The organism is Streptomyces sp. NPDC050448 (assembly GCF_040655295.1).
Lineage (GTDB): Bacteria > Actinomycetota > Actinomycetes > Streptomycetales > Streptomycetaceae > Streptomyces.
The window spans coordinates 268,582-290,618 of the sequence record NZ_JBFAJR010000004.1 but is presented as its reverse complement, the minus strand read 5'-3'; the positions used below and the strand labels follow the sequence as shown (position 1 = coordinate 290,618).

Genomic DNA, 22,037 nt, shown 5'->3' with positions numbered 1-22,037 from the left:
GGGAGGGGACCCCGGCCGCGCCCGGCCGCCGCGCACCGGCGCGCCCGGACCCGTCTGCCGTGCCATGGCGTCCGCCGCCGTGCCGCAGCGGGCTGCGCAGCCGCGCCGGACGGTGGCGTTCGCGGCGGGAACCGCACCCGGCGCCGGCGCAACCCCCGCCGGGGCGGCCGCGTCTCTCCCGGAGGGCGCTGCAGGCCTCGGCACCGGGGAGGGCGCATGAGCGGCAGCGACAGCGGCAACCGCGCAGTCGTCATCGGCGGCGGCCTCGCCGGCGTGACAGCCGCCCTCGAACTCGCCGACGCGGGAGTGCAGGTCACCCTGCTCGAAGGCCGCCCGAGGCTCGGCGGACTCGCCTTCTCCTTCAAGCGCGGCGAGCTCACCGTCGACAACGGCCAGCACGTCTACCTGCGCTGCTGCACCGCCTACCGGTGGTTCCTCGACCGCGTCGACGGCGCCGGCCTCGCACCGCTGCAGGACCGGCTGGACGTACCCGTACTCGACGTCGCCCACCCCGGCGGGCCGCGCCTGGGCCGGCTGCGCCGCAGCGCCCTGCCCGTACCGCTGCACCTGGCGGGCTCCCTGGCGCGCTACCCGCACCTCTCGCTCGCCGAGCGCGTGAGCGTCGGCCGCGCCGCCCTCGCGCTGCGCCGGCTCGACCCGGCCGACCCGGCGCTGGACGGCCTGGACTTCGCGACCTGGCTCCGGCGGTACGGCCAGAGCCCGCGCACCATCGAGGCCCTGTGGGACCTCGTCGGCATCGCCACGCTCAACGCCACCGCCGACCAGTCCTCGCTGGGCCTGGCCGCCATGGTCTTCAAGACCGGCCTGCTCTCCGAGAACGGCGCCGCCGACATCGGCTGGGCCAAGGTCCCGCTCGGCGACCTGCACGACACCCTCGCCCGCAAGGCGCTCGACGCGGCCGGCGTACGCACCGAACTGCGCACCCGCGTCACCTCCCTCTCCCGTACGCAGGACGGGAACTGGCGGGTCGACACCGAGGGCGAGCCGCTCGACGCCGGCACGGTCGTCCTCGCCGTCCCGCAGCGCGAGGCGCACGGACTGCTGCCGCCCGGCGCGCTCGCCGACCCGGACAAGCTCCTCGACATCGGCACGGCGCCCATCCTCAACGTGCACGTGGTCTACGACCGCAAGGTGCTCAAGCAGCCCTTCTTCGCCGCGCTCGGCTCCCCGGTCCAGTGGGTCTTCGACCGCACGGACGCCTCCGGGCTGCCCGACGGCGGCCAGTACCTGGCGCTGTCCCAGTCGGTCGCCCAGGACGACATCGACGAGCCCGTCTCGGTGCTGCGCACGAAGTACCTGCCCGAGCTGGAACGGCTGCTGCCGGCCGCGCGGGGCGCCAAGGTGCGGGACTTCTTCGTCACCCGGGAGCGGACGGCCACGTTCGCCCCCACCCCCGGCGTCGGCCGGCTGCGCCCCGGGGCGCAGACCGACACGCCGGGCCTCTACCTCGCCGGTGCGTGGACCGCCACCGGTTGGCCCGCGACGATGGAGAGCGCCGTCCGCAGCGGACTGAGCGCGGCACATGCCGCACTCGCCGCGCTCGGCCGCCACCGCGAGCACCCCCTGCAGGAGGCGGCATGACGACCATCAGCACGACCGGAACAGCACGTACAGGAAACAGAGGAGAGCCAGTGAACCCGGGGAATCCGGCCGTCGAGAACACGGATGCCGGCAACGGCGCAGCCGGAGGCGGCGTGGAGAAGGCGGACACGATCGCACTCCTGGAGCGCGGCCGCGCGCTGTCGACTCCCGTGCTCCGCGCCGCCGTCGACCGGCTCGCGGCGCCCATGGACACCGTCGCCGCCTACCACTTCGGCTGGATCGACGCCGACGGCAAGGCGGCCGACGGCGACGGCGGCAAGGCCGTCCGCCCCGCGCTCGCGCTGCTCTCCGCCGAGGCCGCGGGAGTCGCGGCCGAGGTCGGCATCCCGGGCGCGGTCGCCGTCGAGCTCGTCCACAACTTCTCGCTGCTGCACGACGACCTCATGGACGGCGACGAGCAGCGCCGCCACCGCGACACGGTGTGGAAGGTGCACGGACCGGCCCAGGCCATCCTGGTCGGCGACGCGCTCTTCGCCCTCGCCAACGAGGTGCTGCTGGAACTCGGCACCGTCGAGGCGGGCCGCGCCGCGCGCCGGCTGACCACCGCCAGCCGCAAGCTCATCGACGGCCAGGCCCAGGACATCTCCTACGAGCACCGCGAGCGCGTCAGCGTCGAGGAGTGCCTGGAGATGGAGGGCAACAAGACCGGCGCCCTGCTCGCCTGCGCGGTCTCCATCGGCGCCGTCCTCGGCGGCGCGGACGACCGTACGGCCGACAAGCTGGAGGAGTACGGCTACCACCTCGGCCTCGCCTTCCAGGCCGTCGACGACCTCCTCGGCATCTGGGGCGACCCGGAGTCCACCGGCAAGCAGACCTGGAGCGACCTGCGCCAGCGCAAGAAGTCCCTGCCGGTCGTCGCCGCGCTCGCGGCGGGCGGACCCGCCTGCGAAGAGCTCGCGAAGCTGCTCGCCGCCGATGCCAAGAGCAACGACTTCGAGAACTTCTCGGAGGAGGAGTTCGCGGCCCGCGCCGCGCTCATCGAGGCCGCGGGCGGGCGCGAGTGGACCACCGAGGAGGCACGCCGCCAGCACGCGATCGCCATCCGCGCGCTGGACGACGTGGACATGCCGCAGAGGGTGCGCGAACAGCTCGTCGCCCTCGCCGACTTCGTCGTCGTGCGCAAGAGGTGATCGCCACCCGAGCAGGGATATGACTCGCGAGTCGCCGGCCGGCGCCACCCGACAGAGGTTCCGGCCGACGGCATACCCCAGCACAGCAGAGGACAACTGCCACGTAAGGGGAAGCCATGACAGCGACGACCGACGGCGCCGGTACCCCCGGCGCCGACCCGGCTGACAACGCGCCCGCTCCGGAGCCCGCAGGCCCCGCCGCCCGTCCGGGCGTGTGCGGTGCCGCCCGGTTCCGACCGGGCGAGCCCGCCGGTACGGCGACGGCCGTGCCGCCCGGCCAGGAGGCCGGGGGCCGCCCGGGGGCCGGGTCCGCCCGGATCCTGCCGGACGCCGGTGCGGACACCAGGCCCGGCGGCGGGCGGGGACCGGTGCTCGGGATGGAGCCGCGGGAGGCGCCGGACGGCACGCCGGACACGGTGCAGGGCGCCCAGGACGCCGCCGCGCGGGCCACCCGGCACCTGCTGAGGCGCCAGGACGAGGCCGGGTGGTGGAAGGGCGACCTGGAGACCAACGTCACCATGGACGCCGAGGACCTGCTGCTGCGGCAGTTCCTCGGGATCCGGGACGAGGCCACCACGCAGGCCGCCGCCCTCTTCATCCGGGGCGAGCAGCGCGAGGACGGCACCTGGGCCACCTTCCACGGCGGGCCCCCCGAACTCTCCGCCACCGTCGAGGCGTACGTCGCCCTGCGGCTCGCCGGCGACGCGCCCGACGCCCCGCACATGGCCCGCGCCTCGGCCTGGATCCGGGCCCACGGCGGGATCGCCGCCGCCCGCGTCTTCACCCGGATCTGGCTGGCCCTGTTCGGCTGGTGGAGCTGGGACCATCTGCCCGAACTCCCGCCCGAGCTGGTCTTACTGCCGCCGTGGGTACCGCTGAACATCTACGACTTCGGCTGCTGGGCCCGCCAGACCATCGTGCCGCTGACCGTGGTCTCCGCGAAGCGCCCCGTGCGCCCGGCCCCGTTCGCGCTCGACGAGCTGCACACCGACGCGCGGCGCCCGTACCCCGCCAACCGCCCTGCACCGCTGTCCAGTTGGCAGGGCGCCTTCCAGCGGATGGACAAGGTCCTGCACGCCTACCGCCGGTTCGCCCCGCGCCGGCTGCGCAAGGCCGCGATGGACACCGCCGCCCGCTGGATCATCGAGCGGCAGGAGAACGACGGCTGCTGGGGCGGGATCCAGCCGCCCGCCGTGTACTCCGTCATCGCCCTGCACCTGCTCGGGTACGACCTCGCGCACCCGGTGATGCGGGCGGGCCTGGAGTCCCTGGACCGGTTCGCGGTGTGGCGCGAGGACGGCGCACGGATGGTCGAGGCCTGCCAGTCCCCGGTCTGGGACACCTGCCTCGCCGCCATCGCCCTGGCCGACGCGGGCCTGCCGCCCGACCACCCGGCCCTGGTGAAGGCCGCCGACTGGATGCTCGGCGAGGAGATCGTCCGCACCGGCGACTGGGCGGTCCGGCGGCCCGGACTCGCCCCCGGCGGCTGGGCGTTCGAGTTCCACAACGACACCTACCCCGACATCGACGACACCGCCGAGGTGGTCCTCGCCCTGCGCCGGATCGCCCACCCGGAGCCGGCCAGGGTCGAGGCGGCCATCGCCCGCGGGGTCTCCTGGAACCTCGGCATGCAGTCCAGGAACGGTGCCTGGGGCGCCTTCGACGCCGACAACACCAGCCCCTTCCCGAACCGGCTGCCTTTCTGCGACTTCGGCGAGGTCATCGACCCGCCGTCCGCCGACGTCACCGCCCACGTGGTGGAGATGCTCGCCGTCGAAGGCAAGGCGGCCGACCCGCGGACCCGGCGCGGCATCGCCTGGCTGCTCGCCGAACAGGAGCCGGGTGGCGCCTGGTTCGGCCGCTGGGGCACCAACTACGTGTACGGGACCGGGTCGGTGGTCCCGGCCCTGACCGCCGCCGGGATCGCCCCGGAGCATCCCGCGATCCGGCGGGCCGTGCGCTGGCTGGAATCCGTACAGAACGGGGACGGCGGGTGGGGCGAGGACCAGCGCTCGTACAAGGACGCGGCGTGGGCCGGAAAGGGGGCCTCGACCGCCTCGCAGACCGCCTGGGCGCTCATGGCCCTGCTCTCGGCGGGGGAGCGGGACGGCAAGGCCGTCGAGCGGGGCATCGGCTACCTGGTGGAGACCCAGCGGGCGGACGGCTCATGGGACGAGCCGTACTTCACCGGCACCGGCTTCCCCTGGGACTTCTCCATCAACTACCACCTGTACCGGCAGGTGTTCCCGCTCACCGCGCTCGGTCGCTACCTGTACGGGGAACCCTTCGCGCCCGGGGAGGCCTGATGGCCGCCGCCCGGGCCGGCGGACCCGAGCCGCCCGCCCCGCTGCTGGTCGCCTGCGCCCTGCGCATCGAGGAGGCGGCCCTGCGCAGCGGCGGCGGCCGCGGCGCCGCGCGCCCCGAACCCGGCCATGCCGTCCTGCGTACGGGCATGGGCCCGCGCGCCGCCGAGCGGGCCGTCGGCCGGGCGCTCGCCGAGCCGCGGCTGCACCGGGCCCTCGTCCTCGCCACCGGGTTCTGCGCCGGGCTGGTCCCCGGGATGAGCCCGGGCGACCTGGTCGTCGCCGAGGAGACCCGGGATCCGCGGGGCGCCGTCGCCTGCGCCGGCACCGCCCTGCTCGCCGAGGCACTGGCCCGGGCCGCTCCGGGCCAGGCCGTGCACATCGGCGCACTGACCGGATCCGACCACGTCGTCCGCGGCCAGGAGCGCGCCCAGCTGCGCGCCACCGGCGCCATCGCGGTCGACATGGAGTCCGCGGCCACCCTGTGGACGGCCACCCGGGCCGCCGCGGGTGGCCGGAACCGTCCGGTTGCGGCCGTCCGGGTGATCGTGGACGCTCCGGAGCACGAGCTCGTCCGTATCGGCACGCTCCGCGGTGGAATATCGGCGTTCCGCGTACTGCGTGCCGTACTGCCCGCGTTTCATGACTGGCACCGTTCTTTGCTGCTCCCCAGGAGGTGAGCCAGATGGCCATGCCACTGCGACAGTCCATCAGGGTCGGGACGTATCTTCTCGAACAGAAGCTCCGCAAGCGTGAGAAGTTCCCGCTGATCGTCGAGCTGGAGCCGCTCTACGCCTGCAATCTGGCCTGCGAGGGGTGCGGGAAGATCCAGCACCCGGCCGGCGTGCTCAAGCAGCGCATGCCGGTCGCCCAGGCGGTCGGTGCCGTCCTGGAGTCCGGCGCGCCCATGGTGTCCATCGCGGGCGGCGAACCCCTGATGCACCCGCAGATCGACGAGATCGTGCGGCAGCTGGTGGCCCGGCGGAAGTACGTGTTCCTCTGCACCAACGCGATGCTGCTGCGCAAGAAGATCGAGAAGTTCACCCCGTCCCCGTACTTCGCCTTCGCCGTGCACATCGACGGGCTGCGCGAGCGGCACGACGAGTCGGTGGCCAAGGAAGGCGTCTTCGACGAGGCGGTCGCCGCCATCAAGGACGCGAAGAAGCGCGGGTTCCGGGTCACCACCAACTCCACCTTCTTCAACACCGACACCCCGCAGACGATCATCGAGGTGCTCAACTACCTCAATGACGACCTCAAGGTCGACGAAATGATGATCTCTCCCGCCTACGCCTACGAAAAGGCCCCCGACCAGGAGCACTTCCTCGGCGTCGAACAGACCAGGGAACTCTTCAAGAAGGCCTTCGCGGGCGGAAACCGGGGGCGCTGGCGGCTCAACCACTCCCCGCTCTTCCTCGACTTCCTGGAGGGCAAGGCAGATTTCCCCTGCACCGCCTGGGCCATTCCCAATTACTCCCTCTTCGGCTGGCAGCGCCCCTGCTATCTGATGAGCGACGGCTACGTGCCGACGTACCGGGAGCTGATCGAGGAAACCGACTGGAGCAAGTACGGCCGCGGAAAGGACCCGCGCTGCGCGAATTGCATGGCGCACTGCGGCTACGAGCCCACCGCCGTCCTCGCCACCATGGGCTCCCTCAAGGAGTCCCTGCGCGCGGCCCGCGAGACCCTCGGCGGCAACCGGGACAAGTCGGCATGACGCCCGCGTCGGGAGGGGGCAAGGGCTTCGACCTCGGCGCCCTGCTGGCCGAGCGCGGCGCGGAGCGGTACGAGCTGCACGCGCGGCACCTCAACCACCAGCTGCCGCGGATGCTGCACACGATCGGCTTCGACAAGGTCTACGTACGGGCCGAGGGCGCGCACTTCTGGGACGCCGACGGCAACGACTACCTGGACATGCTGGCCGGGTTCGGAGTGATGGGCCTGGGCCGGCACCACCCGGTGGTCCGCCAGGCCCTGCACGACGTCCTGGACGCCCAGCTCGCCGATCTGACCCGGTTCGACTGCCAGCCGCTGCCCGGGCTGCTGGCGGAGAAGCTGCTCTCGTACAGCCCGCACCTGGACCGGGTCTTCTTCGGCAACAGCGGCACCGAGGCCGTGGAGACCGCCCTGAAGTTCGCCCGGTACGCCACCGGGCGGCCCAGGGTCCTCTACTGCGACCACGCCTTCCACGGGCTGACCACGGGCTCGCTCTCGGTCAACGGGGAGGGCGGCTTCCGGGACGGCTTCGCGCCGCTGTTGCCCGATACGAAGATCGCCCTCGGGGACCTGGCCGCCCTGGAGCGGGAACTGAAGCGGGGCGACGTCGCCGCCTTCGTCGTCGAGCCGGTCCAGGGCAAGGGCGTGCTCGCGGCCCCGCCCGGGTTCCTGCTCGCGGCGCAGGAGCTGCTGCACCGGCACAAGGCGCTGCTGATCGCGGACGAGGTGCAGACGGGCCTCGGCCGGACCGGGGATTTCTACGCGTACCAGCACGAGCCGGGCGTGGAGCCGGATCTGGTGTGTGTGGCCAAGGCCCTGTCGGGCGGCTATGTGCCCGTCGGCGCGACCCTGGGCAAGGACTGGATCTTCAAGAAGGTCTACTCGTCCATGGACCGCGTGCTGGTGCACTCCGCCAGTTTCGGATCCAACGCGCAGGCGATGGCGGCCGGGCTGGCGGTGCTCTGCGTCATGGAGGACGAGTCGGTGGTCGCGAACGCCCGCGCGATGGGCGACCTGCTGCGCGGGCGGCTCGCGGCGCTCGTGGACGAGTACGAGCTGCTCCACGAGGTACGGGGGCGCGGCCTGATGATCGGCATCGAGTTCGGGCGGCCGTCCTCGCTGGGGCTGCGCAGCCGGTGGGCCATGCTCCAGGCGGCCCGCAAGGGGCTCTTCGCCCAGATGGTCGTGGTTCCGCTGCTGCAGAAGCACCGGATCCTGACACAGGTGTCCGGTGATCATCTGGAGGTCATCAAGCTCATCCCGCCGCTGATCGTGGACGAGCGGGACGTCGACCGGTTCGTCGGCGCCTTCCGCGAGGTCATGGACGAGGCGCACGGCGGCGGCGGGCTGATGTGGGACTTCGGCAGGACGCTGGTGAAGCAGGCCGTCGGCGGCGGCTGACGGCCTGCTCCGCCGCTCGGCCGGATTACCGGTCGAGCAGCCGGTCCCGCAGCCGGCCGAGGGTCTCGGGCGTGAGCCCGAGGCCCTCGGCCAGGTACCGCTCGACACCGCCCCAGTGCTCGTCGATGGCGTCGAAGGCCGCCGTCAGGTACTCGGCGCGGGCGTCGAAGAGCGGGGCGAGCAGCTCCATCACCTCGGGGGAGTGGGCCTCGGGGGCGTCGCTGCCGCGGCGCACCCGGTACCGGCGGTGCGGGGCGTTGGACTCCAGGTAGTCCGCCACGATCGCCTCGCGCTCGACACCCAGCGCGAGCAGGGTGACGGCGATCGACAGGCCGGCCCGGTCCTTGCCGGCCGCGCAGTGCATGAGCGCCGGAAGGCTGTCCTCGGCGAGGGCGTGCACGACCCGGCTGTGTTCGGTGGTGCGGTGCCTGACCATCGAGCGGTACGAGTGGGCCATCCGGGCGGCGCCCTTTCCGTCGCCCAGGATTCCGCGGAGCTGCTCGAGGCCGCCGTTGCGGACCATCGTCCAGAATTCCTTGCCGTCGGCCGGATCCGACAGCGGGATGTTGACGTTCCGGACGCCGGGGAGCTCGACGTCGAGTCCCTCCACGGCATGGTCGGCGCCGTTGCGGAAGTCGAAAATCGTGTGGAGGCCGAGCGATGCGAGGAATTCTGCATCGGTTTCGGTGGCATGTGCCAGATGTCCGCTACGGAACAGTCGTCCCGGCTTGACCCTCCGCCCGTCGGTGGCGGGGAGGCCGCCCACGTCGCGGAAGTTGCGCACTCCGGCCAGCTCCGGCTCGGGCATGGGCTCCGTCCGCGGGGGCTGGGGTATCTGCTGGGTCACGGGAACTCCTCCGCATCGTCGTGGGATGTCCGAATTACGCTACTTGAGACCAACTTGCCATCACCGGAGGCGAGATCGGGCGCAGCCCCGTGAGCCAGATCATACGGTGACCGTGAGTGCCTGATCGTCAAAGTCGAATGGCCCGGCCGGGGCGGTTGTTGGCGGCGGGGTATGGACGGAGGGTGACCGGAATTCCGCCGAACTCCCCGCCCTGTGAATCCGTCAGGAAATTCATGGCTTGTTCCGTGCGGCCGGGCTGGATTACCTTCGCGATCGATCCGGATGGACCGCCGAATCCTGCCGCCGTCCGGAAACCGCACCCGACTATTGACGCGCGCGGCAGGAGCGGGGGAACCAGGTAAGCCGCTGTTTTCCGATCTTTGTATCGGCGCAGCTCGGGGTGAAGCCGTACATGGTCCGTTCATGTGCGGCCGGACATCTCCAGTCCGAACCCGACAGCTCACCTCGCAGGCGACGGAGAGGAATTCGCCATGCCTGCAAAGGGTAAGCACCGCCGTCCCAAGTCCCGTTCCATGGCGCGCGGTTTCGCCGTCGCAGGCACCGGTGGTGCGGCCCTCGCGCTGCCTCTGCTGGGTGCCGCCGGCGCCCACGCGGCCGCCGCCCCGACGGCGGCTCCCGCCGCGGCTCCCGTGCGGGCCCCGCAGGCTCCGGCGGCGCTGCGGGCCGTGCCCGCCGCTGCGGCGCAGGGCGCTCCGGCCGTCTACACCGTCGTGCCGGGCGACTACCTCTCCAAGATCGCTCAGGACCGCCACCTCTCCGGCGGCTGGCAGCAGCTGTACGCCGACAACCGCGAGGCCGTCGGCACCAACCCCTCGCTGATCCACCCCGGGCTGAAGCTGACCCTCGGTGCGAAGGGCGAGGCGGCCCCGGCCGCGGAGTCCGCGCCGGCTCCGGCCGCCCCCGCGCCCGCGCCCGCCAAGAAGAGCGCCGCCCAGTCCGCCGCCGGCACGGTCAGCGCCGCCGGCTTCGTCGCCCCCGTCGCCGGCGGCGGCGGGATCTCCACCCAGTACAAGACCCCCGGCGCCATGTGGGCCAGCGGCTACCACACCGGTGTCGACTTCATCGCGAGCTCCGGCACCACCGTCCGGGCCGTCGGTGCGGGCACCGTGGTCTCGGCCGGCTGGGGCGGCGCGTACGGCAACGAGGTCGTCATCCGGCACGCGGACGGCAAGTACTCCCAGTACGGCCACCTGTCCCAGCTCTCCGTCTCGGTCGGCCAGAGCGTCACCGCCGGCCAGACCATCGGCCTCTCCGGCTCCACCGGCAACTCGACCGGCCCGCACCTGCACTTCGAGATCCGCACCGGGCCGTCCTACGGCTCGGACATCGACCCGCTGGCCTACCTCCGCTCCAAGGGCGTGAGCATCTGACGGCTCCCGCCGTCGGAGAGAGGCAACCGGACACGTGAGGCCGGGACCCGAGGGGGGTCCCGGCCTCACGCCTTGTTATTCCGAACCGACCGGGTGGTATAGATCACGGCCCGTCAACCCCTGCCTACGGTGGCGTAGGTCACGTACCGGGGTGAAGTATGGGGTCCCGTGGCAGCGACGACGACACTCAAGACCATCGGCTCGTACGCGGCGATCGGGGACAGCTTCACCGAGGGTGTGGGGGACCCGGGGCCCGGGGACACCTTTCTCGGCTGGGCGGACCGGCTCGCCGTACTCCTGGCCGATCAGCGCGAGGAACACGAATTCCGGTACGCGAACCTGGCCGTGCGGGGGCGCCTCCTCGACCAGATCGTGGCCGAACAGGTCCCCCGGGCCAAGGAACTCGCGCCGGACCTGGTGAGCTTCTGCGCCGGCGGCAACGACATCATCCGGCCCGGCAGCGACCCGGACGACGTGGCGGAGCGGTTCGAGGCGGCCGTCGCCGACCTCACCGGAGCCGTCGGCCACGTCATGATCACCACCGGCTTCGACACCCGTGGCGTACCGGTCCTCAAGCACCTGCGGGGCAAGGTGGCGACGTACAGCGCGCATGTGCGCGCCATCGCCGACCGCTACGACTGCCCGGTGCTCGACCTCTGGTCGCTGAAGTCCGTACAGGACCGGCGCGCTTGGGACGACGACCGGCTCCACCTCTCGCCCGAGGGGCACACGCGGGTCGCGCTGCGCGCCGCCCAGGTGCTGGGACTCGAGGTGCCGGCCGACCCCGACCAGCCGTGGCCGCCGCAACAGCCGCGCGGCTCGGTGGACGTGACCCGGGACAACATCCAGTGGGCGCGGGAGCACCTGGTGCCGTGGATCGGGCGGCGGCTGCGCGGGGAGTCCTCCGGGGACCACGTGGAGGCGAAGCGTCCGGACCTGCTGCCGCTGTAGCCCGGCGCGGGAGGGGTGTGGAAGGAGGGCGGGACGCGGGTAGGAGGACGGGGGCGCGCGGCGGAATCCTTCGGGGCCGGTGCGCGTTGGCATGGTGATGGACCGGAAACCAGTACGGTCTTTCACGCCCGTCCGCCCCATCCGCCCCACCCTCCCAGGAGGCGTTTTGACCGGCTCCCGTCCCCTGCGTCCACGGCTGCGCGCCTTGCGGCCCGAAGCCTTCGGCGCGGATCCGTCCGGCGCACGCCTGGAGCGGATCCGCCGCTCGCCGAACTTCGCCGACGGTGTGTTCCAGAACCCGGTCGGGGCCCGGACCAGGCCCTCCGGCTCCATGGCGGAGTTCGCCAAGATCTACTTCCACAAGGAGCAGCGGACCCGGCGCAAGCCGGGAGCGCCGATCCCCGTGTACCCGACCACGCTCGCGGAGCTGGCGAAGCCGCCGGTCAGCGGCTTGCGCCTGACCTGGATGGGGCACTCCGGCGTGCTCGCGGAGATCGACGGGCGGCGGGTGCTGTTCGATCCGGTATGGGGTGAGCGGTGCTCTCCCTTCCCGTTCGCCGGGCCCAAGCGGCTGCACCCCGTACCCGTACCACTGGCCTCGCTGGGGCCGGTCGACGCCGTGGTGATCTCGCACGACCACTACGACCACCTCGACCTGCCGACCATCAAGGAGCTGGCCGGCACGGACACGGTCTTCGCCGTTCCGCTCGGCGTCGGCGCCCACCTGGAGCACTGGGGGGTGTCGCCGGACCGGCTGCGCGAGCTCGACTGGAACGAGAGCACCAAGATCGCGGGGCTCTCGCTGACGGCCACCCCGGCGCGGCACTTCTGCGGGCGCGGCCTGCGCAACGAGCAGAACACCCTGTGGGCCTCATGGGTCGTCGCGGGCGACGAGCACCGGATCTTCCACAGCGGGGACACCGGCTACTTCCCCGGGTTCGGGGAGATCGGCGCCGAGCACGGACCCTTCGACGCCACGATGATCCAGATCGGGGCCTACTCGGAGTACTGGCCCGAGAACCACACGGACTACACCCCGCTGCCCGGCGGGTGGCCGGACATCCACATGACCCCCCAGGAAGGCGTCCAAGCACACCTTGACCTGCAAGGATCCAAGCCGCATGGCGTGATGCTGCCGATCCACTGGGGCACCTTCAGTCTTGCCCTCCATGCCTGGGCGGAGCCGGGCGAGTGGACGGTCGACGCTGCCGAGGAGGCCGGGCAGCCGGTGGCCGTCCCCCGCCCCGGCGAGCCCTTCGAGCCCGCGGGAGTGCTGCCCGCGGACCCGTGGTGGCGCCCGGTCTCCACTCCCATCGCGCACCCGTGGCGTCGCCCGAAGGCGGTGGATCTCCCGTCGAGCGAGCCCCGGGCCGGGGATCTGGACCTTGCGGGCGAGCGGTGACGCCGGCTGCGGAGCTGGAGCAGGCCGCTCGGTTACGGGTCAGGCTGACCCCCGCCGCGGTGATGCCGGCGTCGGCAACCTGGCGATGGCGTACGGCTGTCTGCGCTTCGGCACCTCGGTGATGGTGGTGACGGTGCTCGTCCTGATCGTGCTCGTGCAGTCGGCGCAACGGCTGGGCAACGTGGTGTCCCGCACGGTGCTCCGAGGCTGACGGGACCGTACGCGCAGGCGCACGGGTGCGCTGCCCTGCCCGAAGAAGAGGCAGCGCACCCGTGCCGGGCCGTAGGCGGCAGACCGTCAGCCGTGCCGTCCTTCGCGGGCGAGGGCGGGCACGAAGCGGGCCGCGTCGAGCGTGCCGACGCCGGTGGCCATGTCGTAGCCGTTCACCGCGGTGTAGCCGGTGACGCCCTGGTAGCTGTTGTTCGTACCGTCGTTGACGTCCACGATGCCGGTGGAACGGTCATAGGCGGAGCGCCCGAACAGGCAGTACAGCGCCTCGTGGATGTTCCCCAGGCGCTTGCCCGCGGCCTGGTCGGCCAGGGCCACGATGCCGGAGAACAGCGGGCTGGACTCACTGGTGCCACCGGAGACGTCCCAGCCGGTGGCCGCCGGGTCGTAGCTGGAGTAGATCCACGCGCCGCCGTCGACCGCGGCGGCCATCGAGATGTCCGGGGTGCCGCGCCGCTCGCCGACGATGTTCTTGACGCCGTCCTGGAAGGCCGGACGGCTGAACACGTGTGACTGGCCGCCGCCGCCCGCGCCGTTGTCGTTGTAGACGCTCTCGGGGGCGGTCCGCTTGCCCGCGTCGTTCAGGTGCAGCTGGGTGCCGCCGACCGAGGTCACCAGCGGGTCCGAGGAGGGCCAGGAGTTGACGGGGTGGTCGTAGTAGGCGCTGCCGTCCGCGTTGTAGTCGGTGGCTCCGCCGTCGCCGGAGGAGGCGAGCACGGTGACGTTCTTGCGGGCGGCGGCCTCGAAGGCGTAGCGCAGGTTCTTGATGCTGGAGAAGTCGCCCTTGTCGAAGCCGGGGAAGGTGTTCTCGGTCGCACCGAAGCTCTGCGTGATCACATCGCCGATGCCGCGGTCGATCAGGGACTTCTCGGCGTCCATCATCTCCGGCAGGCCGGTGGTGCCTTCGGTCTCGGCGACCGCCGTCTCGACCAGGACGATCTTCGCGTCCGGCGCCACCGCGTGCGCCATCTCCACGTCGAGGGTCGTCTCGCCGGCCCAGCCCAGCATGTCGGCGTTCTTCGGGTCCCACGCGGGGACGTTGCCCCACTTGACGACCTGCACCTTGGTGCTGGGTATCCCGAACTGCTTGCTGTAGACGTCCAGGTCGTGCTGGACGGTCGGCGAGCCGAAGGAGTCCACGATGACGATCGTGCGGCCCTTACCGGTGATGCCCGCCTTGTACAGCGGGTTCAGGTTGTACGCCTCGCGGTACTGCAGCGGGGTGTAGCAGGCGATCTTCCACTTGGTCCGGCACTCCTCGATGGTGAGCGGGCTGCCCACCGAGCGGATCAGCTGGTGTCCCGCGACGGCCGGACGGGCCATGGTGCGCGGGATCGCGGAGGTGTGCGCGGAGGCCGTCGCGGTCCCGGTACCGGTCCCGGTCAGGGGGGCGGCCGCCATCGCGGTGAGCGCGAGGCCGGCGGCAGCGGCCGTTGCGGCTGCGGAACGCGGCCACGTACGACGAACTGGATGCATGTGCAGACTCCTTGGGGGGTGGCGCCGCGCAGAGCGGCTTCCGCGATCTCACTCGGCAAGTCATGTGCAGGACAAGAGTGTTTGACGCTTGATGTCGAACGCTTTACCTGAATGCGCAGTACGCCGCCTCCACGGCCGCCTCCACCGCCACGGTTGCGGGCGTGCGCCGGCGGCCCCGTCCCCCGGCCGGCCGACCGGCCCGCCGGAGCAAGTCCAGCCCCGGGTCAGCCCTGTTGGGCACGCCGGGTCGACCGGCCGCCACCCCGGAGTGTCCGCTCAGCGCACGTCGAACATCGATTTTCGGACTCGATTCGGCCAATTCATGACGCGCTCCTGACAAAGATCGCGATCGCTGGCACTCTCTCCCCATCCCCGCACGGAACAGCTCCGCACGCTCTGCCCGGCCGGCGTCACCCAGCCGTCCGGTTCACCCCCCACACGCAGAAGGAGTCCCGCGTGAAGTCCACGCATCGGCGTAACGCCACCGCCACTGGTGCCCTGCTCGCCGCAGCCGCCCTGCTCACCGTAGGTGTCCAGGCAGGCAGCGCCAGCGCGCAGCCCGACGGATCCGCGAACGCCGCCGCCCCCAAGGGCCAGCCGGTACGCAACCCGGGCGCGCTGCCCGCGCAGCTCTCCCCGTCCCAGCGCGCCGAGCTCATATCCAAGGCCCAGAGCACCACGGCCGCCACGGCCAAGGAGCTCAACCTCTCCTCCCAGGAGAAGCTCCTCGTCCACGATGTGGTCAAGGACCAGGACGGTACCACCCACACCCGGTACGAGCGCACCTACGAGGGACTCCCGGTCCTCGGCGGCGACTTGGTCGTCAACCGCACGGCGGCCGACCGGACGCAGAGCGTCAGCAAGGCGTCCAACGCCCAGCTGGCCGGCGTCTCCACCGCCGCCCCGGCCGACGCTCCGGCCGCCGCCTCCACCCAGGCCCTCGACGCCGCGAAGGCGGTCGGCTCCAAGGCCGACAAGGCCGACGCCGCGCCCCGCAAGGTCGTGTGGATGGCCAAGGGCGTCCCGACCCTCGCCTACGAGACCGTCGTCGGCGGGCTCCAGGACGACGGCACCCCCAACCAGCTCCACGTCATCACCGACGCCAAGACCGGCGCGAAGCTCCACCAGTGGCAGGGCATCGAGACCGGTGTCGGCAACACCCACTACAGCGGTCAGGTCACGCTCGGCACCTCGACGTCCGGTACGAGCTTCACGATGAACGACGCGGGCCGCGGCGGCCACAAGACGTACAACCTGAACCACGGTACGTCCGGTACGGGCTCGCTCTTCACTCAGTCCACCGACACCTGGGGTACCGGAGCCAACTCCAGCGCCGCCACCGCGGGCGCCGATGCCGCCTACGGCGCCGGGGTCACCTGGGACTTCTACAAGAACGTCCTCGGCCGCTCCGGCATCCGGGGCGACGGCGTCGCCGCCTACTCCCGGGTCCACTACGGAAACGCGTACGTCAACGCGTTCTGGGACGACGGCTGCTTCTGCATGACGTACGGCGACGGAACGAGCAACAACGACCCGCTGACCTCGCTGGACGTCGCCGGCCACGAGATGACGCACGGCGTCACCGCCGCCACCGCCGGCCTCAACTACAGCGACGAGTCGGGCGGCCTGAACGAGGCGACCTCCGACATCATGGGCACCTCGGTCGAGTTCTACGCCAACAACCCCAGCGCGCCGGGCAACTACGTCATCGGCGAGCAGATCAACATCCGGGGCGACGGCACACCGCTGCGCTACATGGACAAGCCGAGCAAGGACGGCTCGTCCGCGGACGCCTGGTACTCGGGCGTCGGCAACCTTGACGTCCACTACTCCTCGGGCCCGGCGAACCACTGGTTCTACCTGGCCTCCGAGGGCTCCGGCGCCAAGACGGTCAACGGAGTCAACTACGACTCGCCGACCTCGGACGGCCTGCCCGTCACCGGTATCGGCCGGGACAAGGCGCAGCTCATCTGGTACAAGGCGCTGACCACCAAGTTCAACTCCAGCACGGACTACGCGGGTGCCCGTGACGGCACGATCGCCGCGGCCACCGAGCTGTACGGCGCCGGCAGCCCCGAGGTCAACAACATCACCGACGCCTGGGCCGCCATCAACGTGGGCGCCCGTTCGAACGGCGGCACCACCACCCCGGGGAACGTCTTCGAGAGCACGGCCCGCGTGGCCATCCCGGACTCCCCGGGCCCCGCGGTCACCTCGTCGGTCAGCGTCACCGGAGTCACCGGCAACGCGCCGAGCGCCCTCAAGGTCGGCGTGAAGATCACCCACACCTACATCGGTGACCTCCAGATCGACCTCGTGGCGCCCAACGGGACCTCGTACCGCCTGCAGAACTCCTCCTCGGACTCCACGGCGAACCTGGACAAGACCTACACGGTCAACGCCTCGGCCGTGGCGGCCAACGGCACCTGGAAGCTGAAGGTCCAGGACAAGGGCGCCGCGGACACCGGCACGATCACCGACTTCAAGCTCACCTTCTGACCACCCGACGCATGACCTGAAGCGCACAAAGCTGCAAAGGCGCAAAGGTGCCCGGAGCCCCAAGGCTCCGGGCATCGCCGTTTCTCAGGCATCCGTTTCTCAGGCATCCGGACCCGACCCGGCTTCCGCAGCGGCGAGGATCGCGTCCAGCACGCCCACCGGCCGGGGGCTCGCCGAAGTGGCGGTGTCCCGGGCCGCGAAGCACCGCTTCACTGCGGCGCATCGGCCGGGCCGCGTCGGCCGGGCCGCGTCGGTGTCAGGGGACGAGGACCAGTTTGCCCCGGGTGCGGTTGGTCTCGCCGAGGGCGTGTGCCTCGGCGGTGCGCTCCAGCGGGAAGACACGGCTGACCTCGACACGCAGGCCGCCGCCTTCCACCAGTGCCGTGAGGCGATCGAGGTCAGCGCTGGAGGGCGTGAAGCTCATCGGCTCGAAGCGCAGCCCGCGCGCCTTGGCCTTGTTCCGGACGGCGGTGCGGTCGGGGCCACTGCCGCGCACGTCCACCAGGACGCCGGTCGGGGCCAGGACGTCCAGGGAACGGGGGCCGTAGTCCTCGCCGACCGGGTCCACGACGACGTCGAGGTCGCGCAGGACCGAGGTGAAGTCCGTGGTGGTGTAGTCGACCAGCTCGTCCGCGCCCAACCCGGAGAGGAAGGCGTGCTTGTCCTCGCGGGCCGTGCCGACGACATGGGCGCCGCGCGCCTTCGCGATCTGGACCGCGAGATGACCGATGCCGCCCGCCGCCGCGTGGACCAGCACCCGCTGCCCCGGCTGGACGTCCGCGACGTTCACCAGTGCCTGCCAGGCCGTCAGCGCCGTCACCGGCAGTGCGGCGGCATGGACTGCGTCAATGCCCTTGGGCGCCGCGGCGAGCATTCCCTCCCGCGCGATCGTGTATTCGGCGTAACTGCCCCGGGGCGGAAGGGCGCACCCGTACACCCGCTCACCGGCCGTGAATCGGCTGACGCCCGGGCCGACCGCCTCCACCACTCCGGCCAGATCCAGCCCCAGCGTGAACGGCGGCTCACCGAACCTCGTGATCGCACCCGAGCGGATCTTCCAGTCCGCAGGATTGACCGCCGCGGCCTCGACCCGTACCAACACCTCGCCGGGGCCGGGCGAGGGGCGTTCGGCCTCCACGACCTCCAAGACCTCCGGTCCGCCGAACTGGCGCTGGCTCACGGCACGCATACGCGGGGTCATCTGGGGCCTCCTGGCTTCGATCCGGTGATCCCCATGCTCGTCAGAAGGGGTATCCCTTGTGAAGAAGGCACTTTCCCGGTACCTAGGTTCCTCATGGATACCGTGAGCACTGCCGAGCGGCCGGTCTGGTCCGCGACCTACCTGCGAACCTGCCCCTCCCGTACGGTCATGGAGGTCATCTCGGGCAAGTGGCCGCTCTACATCCTCGCCGCGCTACGGCTCCACGACCGGCCGATGCGCTTCAGCGAACTCCGCCGCTTCCTCGACGGCATCACCCAGAAGGTGCTCACCTCCACCCTCCGCTCCCTCGAACGCGACGGCCTGCTCCGCCGCACCGTCTACCCCACCGTTCCGCCCCGCGTCGAGTACGGCCTCACCGACCTCGGCGAAGGCGCCGCCGAACTGACCAGCGCCCTCGCCCAGTGGTCGGTCGCCCACGCCGAGGAGATCCTGGCGGCCCGTCAGTCCTTCGACGTCCAGGCGGCATTGCCGCCCCAGGCGTTGCCGTAGGCCGTAGAAGGACGAGCAAGCCACCCGGGCGACCGGCACCGGCTGTTCAGGAAGGCTTGGTCGGGGAGAAGGCGGTGACGGTCACCTTGTTGTCGCACTCGGCGAAGGCGCCGTCGTCCATGGCGATCTGGTGCGAGCCCGCGCCGGGGACGCCGAGGACGAGCGTGGGGAAGCCGGCGGGCGTGGCGCCGGAGACGCAGTAGCCGTCCGCCTCGCCCTGGACGTTGACGAAGGTGAGCTTCGTCCAGGCCCTGCCACCCGGGGGCAGGGAGACCGTGGCGGCCGAGCCGCTGTGGGTGGCGGCGAGCGGGAGGTTCTTGTCGGGCGCGCCGTCGCCGGCTCCGGCGACCGTGGGGAATCCGAGGAGCGTGCAGGCGTGCGTCGAGGTGTTGGTGACCGAGACGATGGCGGCTCCCGTTCCCGTACCCGACGGCCGGACATCGGCCTGGTGGGCGGCGGAGGCCTTGATCTGGTCGATCGTGCAGGCCTTCGCCCCGGCACCCGTGCCACCCGTGCCGCCCCCGGTGGAGGAAGTACCGGCGGTGGACGTGGGCTTGGGCGTGGCCACCGCCGGCGTGGGCGTCGGCGTCGGCTTCGCCGACTCCGGACCCGCGGGCGGCGTCGACGGCTTGGCGGCCGCACCGTCGCCGCCGCCCGGTGTGCAGCCCGCCGTCAGGGCGGTGACCGCCACGGCCACTACCAGTGCTGCCGCGGCCCGGCCGACACCTGCTGCGTACTGCATGACCACTCCCCGAGGTTCACGACCGGTCCCGCACCGGCACTCGTGGACGGACACACCACCGCGCTCCGCCCGGTTCTCCGGACCGTGGCGCTGTGGCGGTTCCGTGACACGACCATGACGAACGAATGGCCACGACCCACCGCCCACCGCGGCGCTGTGACCAGGGAGGCCCGCAGGGCGTTCTTGTCGGGCTTGCCGGCGGCCGTGCGGGGCAGCCGGGGCACCCGGTGGACCGCGGCCGGGGTCACCGGAGCGGCGATCGCGCTGCCGATCCCGGGCCAGCCGTTCGAGCCGGGCGACGCCGATGCCCCCGAGCGAGCCGTGGTGGCGCCCGTTCGTGGCGTCGGCCCGCCCGTGCCCGCCACGCCGTCCCGCCCGGTCGCGGCCGAGCAGCCGCCGGCCGCGGCGCAAGGGGAACCAGAGGCCGTCGGCTCGTAGGCGCCGGTCCGGGGCGCCCGCCGACGGGCCGGTAGGGCGCTCTTCGACAGGCCGGTCCGGCACACCTCCCGGGCAGGGGGTGTGCGTCGCGTACGGCCGCTGCGACGTGCGCCCCCGGCGGATTCGGGCTCTCGTACGAGCGCTCCATCGGGAGCGGGAAGCACCCCGGTCAAGTTCCCCAACTGGCTGTCAGGGGCGTGATCGTGCGGTCTAGCGTGGGTATCCGGTGATCAACACCGGGCCCCGGAACTCCTGGGGGCCCGGGCCCCACGTAGAGGACGCCGATGTCCGGACTCCGCGCCGCCCGCCACGCCCCGTCGAGACACGCAGCCACCGGTCCCGGCCGGCAGATACGCCCCCAGCTGGTCCGCGCCGCCCTGCTGCCCACGCTCGCCGCCGGGCTCAGCGGCACCGCCGCGGTGATCTTCACGCTGCAGCTCGGCGGGGGTGCGGGGGAGCGGGACGCCCGGCTGTGGCCGGTCCTGGCCGGCTGCGCCCTGCTCGTCGTCAGCGCGCTGGCCGCCGCCCTGCTCGGGGCCCAGCGCTCCGCCAAGGCCGTCCGGGACCGCTGCGAAGCCCTGCGCCGCTCCAGCGTGCGCGGACGCCAGGAACTGCGGACCGCCGCCGAGCGACTGGAGCGGGGCGAGCCGCCGGTCCGCCCGGTCCGCGGCGGTCCGACGGGACCGCCGCCCGGCAGCGACCCGGCCCGGGTGGACGAGTTCTGGCTGCTCTCCCAGGAGCTGCGCGGCGCCCGCGAACAGGCGCACACGACCCTCGTACGGCTGGCCGGACCGGCCGCACCGTCCGACAGCGACCGCAAGATCGAGGTCTTCGTCAACCTCGCGCGCCGGCTCCAGTCCCTCGTGCACCGGGAGATCTCGCTGCTCGACGAGCTCGAGGACACGGTCGAGGACCCCGACCTCCTCAAGGAGCTCTTCCACGTCGACCACCTCGCCACCCGGATCCGCCGCCATGCCGAGAACCTGGCCGTGCTCGGCGGCGCCGCGTCCCGGCGCCAGTGGACCCGGCCCATCGACCTGAGCGAGGTGCTGCGCTCCTCCGTCGCGGAGGTCGAGCAGTACACGCGGGTCAAGGTGGTGCCCCCGGCGGGCGGCACCGTCCGCGGCCACGCCGTCGCCGACGTGGTGCACCTGCTGGCCGAACTGGTCGAGAACGCCACGGTGTTCTCCGCCCCCGACACCGACGTGGTGGTGCGCGCCGAGCGGGTCACCGCGGGCATCGCCGTCGAGGTGGAGGACCGCGGGCTCGGCATGCCGGCCGCGGAGCAGCACCGGATGAACGCACTGCTCGCCGACCCCGACCAGATCAGCGTCCGCAATCTGCTGGCGGACGGGCGGATCGGCCTGTTCGTGGTCTCGGCGCTGGCCCGCCGGCACGGGATCGCCGTCGAGCTCAAGTCCAACATCTACGGCGGCGTGCTCGCGGTGCTCGTCATGCCCCAGGAACTGCTGGGGGCGGAGGCGCCCGGTGCCGCCGACGCGCTCGGGGGCTCCCGGGGCACCTCGTGGGGGACCGGGGAAGGGGCCGGTATGCCCCCGCTGGAGCCCGTACGGGTGCCCCAGCGCCAGCCCCAGCCGATGCGGATGCCGGAGCCTAAGCCGGACCCGATGCCCGTGCCGACGGCCGCCCCGCGGCCGCCGACCGTGCCGACGTGGGCGGCGCCGCACGTACCCCGCCCGGACTCGCCTACGCGGCTGACGGCGGCGCGGGAGGCGGCGCGTCGGACGGCGGACCCCTGGGAGCCGTGGGAGGCGCCGGCCGTCGAGACGACGCTGGACCTGGGCCTGGATCTGGGACTGGACATGGCCGCGGGCGTGACTGCGGGCACCGGGCCGGCGGTGCGCGAGCCGGCACCCCCGGCGCCCGTCCTCGTCCCGGCGACCGCCCCTGCGCCCCTGCGCGTGGCCGCGCCGCCCGGGCCCATGACCGTGTCCGTACCGGCAGCCCGGACGGACCCGGACCGGCCGCCCCTGCCCCGCCGCAGGGCCCAGCACCACCTCGCCCCGGAACTGCGGGACGCCCCCGCCCCGCGGCGGGCCGACGCACCCGAACAACCCGTGCACGACCCCGGTCTGATGGCCGCCTTCCAACGGGGCTTCGGCCTCGCCCACTCGGAGAACCAGCCATGACCCCGACCTCTCACCTCAGCAAGGAGCGC

At 72.4% G+C, this 22,037-nt stretch carries 18 protein-coding genes and 1 riboswitch; of the genes, 14 read left to right on the top strand and 4 right to left on the bottom strand.

The annotated features are described in order from the left end of the window. Positions 1-216 precede the first annotated feature (216 nt). The 6 genes from hpnE (at position 217) to AB0I68_RS08030 (ending at position 8,173) form a co-directional block, all read left to right on the top strand. Positions 217-1,602, top strand: a complete 1,386-nt coding sequence (gene hpnE / locus AB0I68_RS08055) for a hydroxysqualene dehydroxylase HpnE (RefSeq protein ID WP_363176362.1) — start codon at positions 217-219, stop codon at positions 1,600-1,602. Next, positions 1,599-2,753, top strand: coding sequence for a polyprenyl synthetase family protein (locus AB0I68_RS08050; RefSeq protein ID WP_363176361.1), 1,155 nt, complete (start codon positions 1,599-1,601; stop codon positions 2,751-2,753). The genes hpnE and AB0I68_RS08050 overlap by 4 nt, the downstream gene beginning before the upstream one ends. Before the next feature lie 377 nt (positions 2,754-3,130). After that, positions 3,131-5,059, top strand: a complete 1,929-nt coding sequence (shc, locus tag AB0I68_RS08045) for a squalene--hopene cyclase (protein WP_363176445.1) — start codon at positions 3,131-3,133, stop codon at positions 5,057-5,059. After that, positions 5,059-5,736, top strand: coding sequence for a 1-hydroxy-2-methyl-2-butenyl 4-diphosphate reductase (locus AB0I68_RS08040; protein WP_363176360.1), 678 nt, complete (start codon positions 5,059-5,061; stop codon positions 5,734-5,736). The genes shc and AB0I68_RS08040 overlap by 1 nt, the downstream gene beginning before the upstream one ends. A 5-nt stretch (positions 5,737-5,741) precedes the next feature. Then, entirely contained in the window at positions 5,742-6,773 is a 1,032-nt protein-coding gene (gene hpnH, locus AB0I68_RS08035) for an adenosyl-hopene transferase HpnH (RefSeq protein WP_363176359.1), read from the top strand. Further along, on the top strand, positions 6,770-8,173 hold the full coding sequence (locus tag AB0I68_RS08030; protein ID WP_363176358.1) for an aspartate aminotransferase family protein: 1,404 nt from the start codon (positions 6,770-6,772) through the stop codon (positions 8,171-8,173). Before hpnH ends, AB0I68_RS08030 begins: the two co-directional genes overlap by 4 nt. Before the next feature lie 25 nt (positions 8,174-8,198). On the opposite strand, the gene AB0I68_RS08025 is transcribed toward AB0I68_RS08030, so the two are convergent. Continuing rightward, on the bottom strand, positions 8,199-8,981 hold the full coding sequence (locus AB0I68_RS08025; protein ID WP_363176444.1) for a tyrosine-protein phosphatase: 783 nt from the start codon (positions 8,979-8,981) through the stop codon (positions 8,199-8,201). 317 nt (positions 8,982-9,298) lie between these two features. Next, a riboswitch (cyclic di-AMP (ydaO/yuaA leader) is annotated at positions 9,299-9,507 on the top strand. 4 nt (positions 9,508-9,511) lie between these two features. Here AB0I68_RS08025 and AB0I68_RS08020 point away from each other — a divergent pair. The 4 genes from AB0I68_RS08020 (at position 9,512) to AB0I68_RS08005 (ending at position 12,975) form a co-directional block, all read left to right on the top strand. Then, positions 9,512-10,411, top strand: coding sequence for a LysM peptidoglycan-binding domain-containing M23 family metallopeptidase (locus AB0I68_RS08020; protein ID WP_363176357.1), 900 nt, complete (start codon positions 9,512-9,514; stop codon positions 10,409-10,411). A gap of 168 nt (positions 10,412-10,579) precedes the next feature. Then, positions 10,580-11,362 carry an SGNH/GDSL hydrolase family protein gene (locus AB0I68_RS08015; protein ID WP_363176356.1) on the top strand — a complete coding sequence of 261 codons (783 nt, stop codon included), beginning with the start codon at positions 10,580-10,582 and terminating at the stop codon, positions 11,360-11,362. Positions 11,363-11,528: 166 nt separating this feature from the next. Next, positions 11,529-12,764 (top strand): MBL fold metallo-hydrolase, encoded by a 1,236-nt coding sequence (locus AB0I68_RS08010; protein ID WP_363176355.1) that lies wholly within the window; start codon positions 11,529-11,531, stop codon positions 12,762-12,764. A gap of 85 nt (positions 12,765-12,849) precedes the next feature. Then, on the top strand, positions 12,850-12,975 hold the full coding sequence (locus AB0I68_RS08005) for a hypothetical protein (protein ID WP_363176353.1): 126 nt from the start codon (positions 12,850-12,852) through the stop codon (positions 12,973-12,975). An 86-nt stretch (positions 12,976-13,061) separates the two neighbouring features. Here the strand turns inward: AB0I68_RS08005 and AB0I68_RS08000 are convergent, their stop codons facing one another. After that, positions 13,062-14,468: a S53 family peptidase gene (locus AB0I68_RS08000; RefSeq protein WP_363176352.1), complete on the bottom strand. Its 1,407-nt coding sequence runs from the start codon at positions 14,466-14,468 to the stop codon at positions 13,062-13,064. Between the two features lie 456 nt (positions 14,469-14,924). Between AB0I68_RS08000 and AB0I68_RS07995 the strand changes: the two genes are divergently transcribed. Beyond that, positions 14,925-16,967 carry a M4 family metallopeptidase gene (locus tag AB0I68_RS07995; RefSeq protein ID WP_363176351.1) on the top strand — a complete coding sequence of 681 codons (2,043 nt, stop codon included), beginning with the start codon at positions 14,925-14,927 and terminating at the stop codon, positions 16,965-16,967. A 256-nt stretch (positions 16,968-17,223) separates the two neighbouring features. Here the strand turns inward: AB0I68_RS07995 and AB0I68_RS07990 are convergent, their stop codons facing one another. Then, a complete protein-coding gene (locus AB0I68_RS07990; RefSeq protein WP_363176350.1) occupies positions 17,224-18,168 on the bottom strand; it encodes an NADP-dependent oxidoreductase in 945 nt (314 codons plus the stop codon). A 93-nt stretch (positions 18,169-18,261) separates the two neighbouring features. Between AB0I68_RS07990 and AB0I68_RS07985 the strand changes: the two genes are divergently transcribed. Beyond that, positions 18,262-18,678 carry a helix-turn-helix domain-containing protein gene (locus tag AB0I68_RS07985; protein ID WP_363176349.1) on the top strand — a complete coding sequence of 139 codons (417 nt, stop codon included), beginning with the start codon at positions 18,262-18,264 and terminating at the stop codon, positions 18,676-18,678. Positions 18,679-18,724: 46 nt separating this feature from the next. Here AB0I68_RS07985 and AB0I68_RS07980 read toward each other — a convergent pair whose 3' ends face one another. Continuing rightward, complete coding sequence (locus AB0I68_RS07980; protein WP_363176348.1) at positions 18,725-19,420, bottom strand: DUF4232 domain-containing protein; 696 nt, start codon at positions 19,418-19,420, stop codon at positions 18,725-18,727. Between the two features lie 204 nt (positions 19,421-19,624). On the opposite strand from AB0I68_RS07980, the gene AB0I68_RS07975 reads away from it, so the two are divergent. Continuing rightward, positions 19,625-19,858, top strand: a complete 234-nt coding sequence (locus tag AB0I68_RS07975) for a hypothetical protein (RefSeq protein WP_363176347.1) — start codon at positions 19,625-19,627, stop codon at positions 19,856-19,858. A 284-nt stretch (positions 19,859-20,142) separates the two neighbouring features. Next, positions 20,143-22,008 carry an ATP-binding protein gene (locus AB0I68_RS07970; protein ID WP_363176346.1) on the top strand — a complete coding sequence of 622 codons (1,866 nt, stop codon included), beginning with the start codon at positions 20,143-20,145 and terminating at the stop codon, positions 22,006-22,008. The last annotated feature ends 29 nt before the right edge of the window (positions 22,009-22,037 follow it).

Bases quoted from the DNA above. Each gene is read 5' to 3' on its own strand.
- hpnE (WP_363176362.1), top strand. From the start codon at position 217: ATGAGCGGCAGCGACAGCGGCAACCGCGCAGTCGTCATCGGCGGCGGC.
- AB0I68_RS08050 (WP_363176361.1), top strand. From the start codon at position 1,599: ATGACGACCATCAGCACGACCGGAACAGCACGTACAGGAAACAGAGGA.
- shc (WP_363176445.1), top strand. From the start codon at position 3,131: ATGGAGCCGCGGGAGGCGCCGGACGGCACGCCGGACACGGTGCAGGGC.
- AB0I68_RS08040 (WP_363176360.1), top strand. From the start codon at position 5,059: ATGGCCGCCGCCCGGGCCGGCGGACCCGAGCCGCCCGCCCCGCTGCTG.
- hpnH (WP_363176359.1), top strand. From the start codon at position 5,742: ATGGCCATGCCACTGCGACAGTCCATCAGGGTCGGGACGTATCTTCTC.
- AB0I68_RS08030 (WP_363176358.1), top strand. From the start codon at position 6,770: ATGACGCCCGCGTCGGGAGGGGGCAAGGGCTTCGACCTCGGCGCCCTG.
- AB0I68_RS08025 (WP_363176444.1), bottom strand. From the start codon at position 8,981: ATGCCCGAGCCGGAGCTGGCCGGAGTGCGCAACTTCCGCGACGTGGGC.
- AB0I68_RS08020 (WP_363176357.1), top strand. From the start codon at position 9,512: ATGCCTGCAAAGGGTAAGCACCGCCGTCCCAAGTCCCGTTCCATGGCG.
- AB0I68_RS08005 (WP_363176353.1), top strand. From the start codon at position 12,850: ATGGCGTACGGCTGTCTGCGCTTCGGCACCTCGGTGATGGTGGTGACG.
- AB0I68_RS08000 (WP_363176352.1), bottom strand. From the start codon at position 14,468: ATGCATCCAGTTCGTCGTACGTGGCCGCGTTCCGCAGCCGCAACGGCC.
- AB0I68_RS07990 (WP_363176350.1), bottom strand. From the start codon at position 18,168: ATGACCCCGCGTATGCGTGCCGTGAGCCAGCGCCAGTTCGGCGGACCG.
- AB0I68_RS07985 (WP_363176349.1), top strand. From the start codon at position 18,262: ATGGATACCGTGAGCACTGCCGAGCGGCCGGTCTGGTCCGCGACCTAC.
- AB0I68_RS07980 (WP_363176348.1), bottom strand. From the start codon at position 19,420: ATGCAGTACGCAGCAGGTGTCGGCCGGGCCGCGGCAGCACTGGTAGTG.
- AB0I68_RS07970 (WP_363176346.1), top strand. From the start codon at position 20,143: ATGTCCGGACTCCGCGCCGCCCGCCACGCCCCGTCGAGACACGCAGCC.